The 6,608-nt window shown below is 59.6% G+C and carries 5 protein-coding genes; all 5 read left to right on the forward strand.

Annotated features, from left to right (window positions below; all coding sequences use genetic code 11):
- The first annotated feature begins 140 nt into the window (after window positions 1-140).
- Complete coding sequence (locus AB5Y53_RS00635) at window positions 141-983, forward strand: LysR family transcriptional regulator (RefSeq protein ID WP_042015287.1); 843 nt, start codon at window positions 141-143, stop codon at window positions 981-983.
- A gap of 59 nt (window positions 984-1,042) precedes the next feature.
- Window positions 1,043-1,642, forward strand: a complete 600-nt coding sequence (locus AB5Y53_RS00640; RefSeq protein WP_010672574.1) for an NAD(P)H-dependent oxidoreductase — start codon at window positions 1,043-1,045, stop codon at window positions 1,640-1,642.
- Between the two features lie 70 nt (window positions 1,643-1,712).
- Window positions 1,713-3,569 (forward strand): monovalent cation:proton antiporter-2 (CPA2) family protein, encoded by a 1,857-nt coding sequence (locus AB5Y53_RS00645; protein WP_368180955.1) that lies wholly within the window; start codon window positions 1,713-1,715, stop codon window positions 3,567-3,569.
- Window positions 3,566-3,952 (forward strand): SirB2 family protein, encoded by a 387-nt coding sequence (locus tag AB5Y53_RS00650; protein ID WP_368180956.1) that lies wholly within the window; start codon window positions 3,566-3,568, stop codon window positions 3,950-3,952. Before AB5Y53_RS00645 ends, AB5Y53_RS00650 begins: the two co-directional genes overlap by 4 nt.
- 286 nt (window positions 3,953-4,238) lie before the next feature.
- Window positions 4,239-5,225 (forward strand): YafY family protein, encoded by a 987-nt coding sequence (locus AB5Y53_RS00655; RefSeq protein WP_029313511.1) that lies wholly within the window; start codon window positions 4,239-4,241, stop codon window positions 5,223-5,225.
- Window positions 5,226-6,608: the final 1,383 nt, after the last annotated feature.

Genomic DNA, 6,608 nt, shown 5'->3' on the forward strand with positions numbered 1-6,608 from the left:
GGAGTTTTCCTTCTGATGCGTTGAAATGGGCGTCAAACAAGGGCTGGCCAGCACGGGACCCAGTCACTATAGTCGCTACATCCATCGGCGATAAATATAGTTTTCCGCTGGTTATCATCTGAATTAACTATGGTATCCCCATGCTGGACCTGAGATTGCTGCGCTTCTTCATCGCCATCTATGAAGAGAAGAACATCACGGCGGCGGCAGCCCGCTGCCACGTGAGCCAACCCTCCCTCTCCGCCGGCCTTCGCCAGCTCGAAGAGAGCCTGGGGGACAGCCTCTTCATCCGGGGCAAGAAGGGGGTGGAAGCGAAGGATCCGGCCCACTATCTCTATCCCCACGCCGTCAAGCTGGTGGAAGAGGCGCGTCGCCTGCCGACCCTGTTTCGCCAGAAGGCGACGCGTGCGAGACTCAACATGGCCATCATGCCCGACCTCAGCCGCCGTCGGCTGGCGGGATTGCTTCGGCGGGTGCAGGGGGTACTGCCCGAGCTGGATCTCACCCTCTCCGATTACGGCACCCCGGCCGACTGCCGACTGACCCTGGATGCCCTGCGCCGGGAGGACGAAATCTTCCTGCCGCTCTGGGAAGAGGAGTACGTGCTGTGCGTTCCCAGGGGACACCCTCTTGCGGGCAGGGCGCGTATCGAGCTGGCTGAGTTGCAACATTATGATTTTATTGAGTGCCCACCCTGCGAAGCCCATCAGCAAACCATAGGCCTGCTGGCCTGTGACCGGCTCACCCTCAATCTGGTGGCCAAGGCCGAGAGCAAGGGGCTGGTGATGGCGCTGGTGCTGGCCGGGGTGGGTATCAGCTTCCTGCCCGACGGGCTGGTGGAGGACGAAGCGGGCCTGTGCACCCTGCCCGTGAGCGGCCCCCGGATGTTCCGCCGCATCGGCCTCTGCTACCCCGCCCACCAGACCCTGAATCCGGCGCTGCGCGCACTGATCCCGGAACTGGCGGGCCAGGGAGCTTCTTGATAACGTTTCAGCTCACAATCTGTCGCATGTGCCGGCAGCAGACCCTCTTCAGGAATCCCATGAAACGCATTCTGGTCATCTTTTCACACCCGGCGCTGCAGAGTTCCCGGGCCAACAAGCAACTGCTGCACGCCATCGAGGGGCTGGAGGGGATCACCCTGCACGATCTCTGCCAGCGCTATCCGGACATGTTCATCAACGTGAAACGGGAACAGGCCCTGCTGGCGGAGCACGACATCATCGTCTTCCAGCACCCCTTCTACTGGTACTCCTGCCCGGCCATCATGAAAGAGTGGATGGATCTGGTGCTGGAGTACGGCTATGCCTACGGCCCCGAGGCCCACGCCCTCAGCGGCAAGCAGTGGCTCAGCGCCATCACCACGGGGGGCGGCCCCGAATCCTACTGCCGCGCCGGCTACAACCAGCGCCCGCTGCTCGACTTCCTGCTCCCCTTCCAGCAGACCGCACAGCTGTGCGGCATGCGCTGGCTGCCCCCTTTCGTGCTGCACTCCTTCCACAAACTCGAGGATCCCGAGGCGCTGCGCCGCTGCGGCCAGGACTATCGCCAACTGCTGTGCGCCCTGCGTGACGAGCAGCTGACCCCGGCCCAGCTGGCCGAGAGCCCCTATCTGCGCGATCTGCTGGGGGTACTCCCATGACACACACTCGATCCGGGCGCAGGCCCGGCCAGCCCTCACCGGCATTCATCATGTTAAGGAGGAGCCGCTGATGGGACATGGATTGCTGTTTGATGCCCTGATCTACCTCTCGGCGGCGGTGATCGCCGTCCCGCTGGCCAAGCGGTGGGGGCTGGGCTCTGTCCTTGGCTACCTGCTGGCGGGGATCATCATAGGTCCCTTCCTGCTTGGTCTGGTGGGCGAGCAGAAAGACGTGATGCACTTCGCCGAGTTCGGGGTGGTGCTGATGCTGTTTCTGGTCGGTCTGGAGCTGCGCCCGGCCCTGTTGTGGCAACTGAAAGGGCCCATCCTCGGCACCGGTGGTCTGCAGGTGCTGCTCACCGGTGTCGCCCTGACCGGGGTGGGTTATCTTTTGGGTCTGCCCTGGCAGCAGGGGCTCGCCATCGGTCTCATTCTTGCGCTCTCCTCCACCGCCATCGTGCTGCAGAGCCTGCAGGAGCGCAAACTGATGCAGAGCGAGAGCGGCCGCTCCGCTTTCGCCGTGCTGCTGTTCCAGGACATCGCCGTCATCCCCATCCTGGCGATCCTGCCGCTGCTGGCCATCGCACCGGTCGCCAGCAGCGGCAGCTCAGAGCTGGCAGGCTGGCAGCACGGCCTGCTGGTGGTGGCCGCCATCGCCGGCATCGTGCTGGGTGGTCATTACCTGATGCGGCCGGTGTTTCGCGCCATCGCCCAGTCCCACATGCGGGAGATCTTCGTCGCTGCCGCCCTGCTGCTGGTGATCGCCATCGCCGTGCTGATGGAATCCGTCGGCCTCTCCCCCGCCCTCGGCTCCTTCCTCGCCGGCGTGGTGCTGGCGGACAGCGAATACCGCCACGAGCTGGAAGCAGACATAGAGCCGTTCAAGGGGCTGCTGCTCGGCCTCTTCTTCATGTCGGTGGGTGCCGGCATCGACTTCAGCCTCTTTGCCGCCCATCCCCTGTTGATCCCGGCACTGGTGATCGGTCTGATGGTGCTCAAGTGGCTGGTGCTGATGGGGCTCGGCTTTGTCATTCGCCTCTCCCCGAACCAGCGCTGGACCTTCGCCCTGGCCCTGGCCCAGGGCGGGGAGTTCGCCTTCGTGCTATTCTCGTTCGCCGCCCAGAACAAGGTACTGCCGGGCAGCACCATCTCACTGCTGACTCTGGTCGTCGCCCTCTCCATGGCACTGACACCGCTGCTGCTTATCCTCAACGATCGGGTGATCCAGCCCTGGTTCGACTACCGCAACCAGAGCGACACCCCCGAACACGAACAGCCCGAGCTGGTGGAACACCCGGTCATCATCGCCGGCTTCGGTCGCTTCGGTCAGATAGTGGGGCGCCTGCTCCACGGCCACGGTATTGGCACCACCATCCTGGAGCAGGATGCCAGCCAGATAGAGATGCTGAGAAAGTACGGCTACCAGGTGTTTTATGGGGATGCCAGCCGACTCGACCTGCTGCACGCGGCCGGCGCCCACAAGGCCAAACTCCTGGTGCTCTCCCTCAATGACCCGGCCACCTCCCTCGAAGTGATCGAGATGGTGAAAAAGCACTTCCCGCACCTCAGAATACTGGCCCGTGCCCAGGACAGACCCCATGCCCACGAGATCCTGCGCCACGGGATAGACAGCGTGCACCGCGAAACCCTGGGGTCGGCCGTGGATCTTGGGGTAGAAGCACTCACCCTCTTGGGATTCAGGGCCAATCAGGCCTGGCGTGCGGGGCAGATGTTCAAGCAGTATGACAACCGGCTGCTGCGGGAACAGGTCAACTACCTGGACGACGAGCACACCTATATCAACAAGAGCCTGCAATACCGCGACATCCTCTCCGACCTGCTGCAAGACGATCAGGAAGGACAGGAGCGTACCCACGCCCATCAATGGAACAGCGGTCTGCCCGACAACGACAAGGAAGCAACATGATTGCCTATTACCCCATGCTCAAACACCTTCACATGACCCTGGCCCTGGTCAGCCTGCTGCTCTTCCTCTACCGCTGGAGCCTGGCGCTGGCGGGCAGCGGGCGGCTGCAACATAAATGGCTGAAGGTGCTGCCCCACATCAACGACACCTTCCTGCTGCTGTTTGGCGTGCTGCTGGCGGTGACCCTGCAGATGAGCCCTGGCCAGCAGCCCTGGTTGATGGCCAAGCTGATTGCCCTGGTGATCTACATCGGCCTGGGCGTCATGGCGCTCAAGCGTCCTGCCCGCGGTCAGAAGCTGGTGGCCGGAGTGGCCGCTCTCGCAGTATTCGGCTACATGGTGGGCGCAGCCATCACCAAATCAGCCTGGTCCTGGCTGGCATAACGACGTGTCGAGGTGGGGGCCCGTCCCTCACCTCCTTCCCACCTCCCCCTCCATACTGCTTCCATTTCCTTCCAGTCACCCTGGTCGCGAGCATTCTCGCAAGGCTTGTTTTCAATAAAAAAAGGGCTCAAACAACCCCTTTTACTTGTTATTTTGTTTTATTTATCAATGCTTTGTTTCTTCATGTATGAAAATGGCGACAGTTGTCGCAGCAAAACTTGCGACATAGACTGTCGCAGGCCATGGCTAGGATACACTCAACGCTAAACCAGTGAAGGCATGCACCATGAGTAAGAAGCTGTTACGACAACTGACCTTGGCGCGTTGCATCCCGCACCGCCCTTACAAGCTGACCGCCAGCCAACTCCAGGTAAAACTGGAAGAGGAAGGCATTCACGTCAGTCTCCGTACCGTGCAACGGGACCTGGAAGAGATGTCCGGCATGGGACTGTTCGACCTCACCTCCGATGAGCGCAGCAAGCCTCATGGCTGGTGCTTCGAGCGCCATGGTCTCAATGACTTTGCCAACATCATGCCGCTCTCGCTGGCAGTGGCCCTGAAAACCTGGAGCGACCAGGCGAGCCAACTGTTGCCGGCAAGCGTGCTGACCGAATTGAACCCGCTGATCGACAAGGCTGGCCAGGTGATCCGCGACAGCCAGAGCGAACTGGCCGAGCGCTGGCTGGAGAGCGTGCACCAGTCACCTCGCCCCTTCGCTGGCAATCCGGAGATCCGCCGCAGCACCCTGATCCGCGACGCCCTCTGGCGTGGCCGCAAATTCAGCGCCGAGATCCAGCGTGTCATCAAGGAGCGTACTGTCTGGCTCTGCTATGACCGCATCAATCCCCTCGGCATCCTGAACCAGCCCGATGGCCCCATCCTGCTCTGTACCCTGTCCGAGCTGGATCCCAAGGTCTACGGCATTCCGTTCGATCACATCAAGAACGTGGAGTTGACCAACTTCAGCGCGACCCAGCCGAAGGACTTCAATATCCAGAAGCTGATCCGCGACCAGGGTTATCAGGACGTCAGCGGTCCGATCCGCTTCGTCGGGCGCATCGATGCCAACTGCCCGACCCTGATCGATGGACAAATCCCGGGACATAACCCGCGTATGACCCGTTACGACAAGCGCAGCGTGGTGGTGGAGACCGAAGTGCAGGATACGCCCGAGTTCCGCTCCTGGCTGAACAACATGAGCGGCAACCTGGAGGTGCTTGCACCCGAATCACTGCGCAAGGCCTACCCGACTCCAGGGACAAGGGTCAGCTAAAGAAACCAGCAGACAATACAAAGCCGAGATTTATCTCGGCTTTTGTCTACTTTTAAAGCATAAGTATTCAATTAATTTTGAACTCTTACACCCCTGATTGAAGCGGCTGTACCATCGTTTTCCTACCGATTTCTGCTTGTAAGAGATCTGCCATTCCCCCTGTAAGACCCCTCAGTGTTGAACCGTACGTGAAGCCATCCCACACTGGGTATACTTTCCATGGAAACTATCTAAACAACTGATAAACATAGATAATATTCCACGCCAGCCCATTTCTGTACCATATGTCACGGAGCTCAATCCGATTGCACACCTTGTTCGAGCCTGCAATTGCCTTAGTATGGGTCTCACAAGGACGAGCTGATTCGGCAGGATGCAGAAACAGCGCATAAACAAGGAAGAGCCTGCAGGATGTGGGCAAGGAACACCTCGGGATGGGGTTGATAGCCAGGATGGTTATCACAAGGAACGACAGGACAACCGCAGGATGCGGTAGTTGGATACCTCGGGATGAGGTTGAGTGGCACGGATTGTCGCTCATCAAGGATGAAAGGACACCGCAAGACGCGGTCAGGAACAGCTTCAAGATGAAGCGTGATAGCCAGGATGGTTATCAGTCAGGATGACGCAGGAACACCACGGGATTTGGTAATGGACACCTCCAGGAAGGAGAGGGTGAAGCAATCAGGACAGATTGCCAGGCTAGGAAGGCCACAGGACACCCCAACGGATTGGGAAGGGGAATTTCCAAAGGAAAGGATAGCGTCAAGGATTGCAGGGAGCATGGCAGTTCAGGGAATGGACGAAATGACTTGAGGGGACAGCATCTGCTGTCCCCTTTTCTTTGTGCACCCCATGCTCGCCACACAACAGAAAATGGTATCAGCCTGAGCGATCCTGCCCACATCACGCCATCTGCATCACTGATAACCTGTTTGTATACCCACCAGAGGCAGCCACAGTAGCGCTCCTTGCCTTTCCTCCGCCCTCCCTCGTCAATGCTCAGCGACATCCACTAGGCCCTCAGAGCACAGCAGATCAGCCGCAACCAACCAGCCAGGGTATTTCCTGGCGACTAACTCCAGGTAACGATGGCCACTGGCATCTGCTCAGCCAGGCAGATTGTTGAGTCATCCCTGAACTGTCTATGTGTGTGACCACGAATGAAGCATGAATGCCATTCTATAGGGCGGAGATTGTCGTAGGAGGGGTGATAATCCAACCAAGCTACCTGCTACTGAAGATGAGAGACTGGGTAAATCTCAGATAGCAAAAAGGCCTTCCCGATAGGGAAGGCCTTTCAATTTAGTGGCGGAGCGGACGGGACTCGAACCCGCGACCCCCGGCGTGACAGGCCGGTATTCTAACCGACTGAACTACCGC

It is taken from the genome of Aeromonas sp. R7-5 (assembly GCF_040908015.1).
GTDB classification, from domain to species: domain Bacteria; phylum Pseudomonadota; class Gammaproteobacteria; order Enterobacterales; family Aeromonadaceae; genus Aeromonas; species Aeromonas caviae.

Coding starts and splice junctions, on each gene's coding strand:
- AB5Y53_RS00645 (WP_368180955.1), top strand. CDS start 1,713: ATGGGACATGGATTGCTGTTTGATGCCCTGATCTACCTCTCGGCGGCG.
- AB5Y53_RS00655 (WP_029313511.1), top strand. CDS start 4,239: ATGAGTAAGAAGCTGTTACGACAACTGACCTTGGCGCGTTGCATCCCG.
- AB5Y53_RS00640 (WP_010672574.1), top strand. CDS start 1,043: ATGAAACGCATTCTGGTCATCTTTTCACACCCGGCGCTGCAGAGTTCC.
- AB5Y53_RS00650 (WP_368180956.1), top strand. CDS start 3,566: ATGATTGCCTATTACCCCATGCTCAAACACCTTCACATGACCCTGGCC.
- AB5Y53_RS00635 (WP_042015287.1), top strand. CDS start 141: ATGCTGGACCTGAGATTGCTGCGCTTCTTCATCGCCATCTATGAAGAG.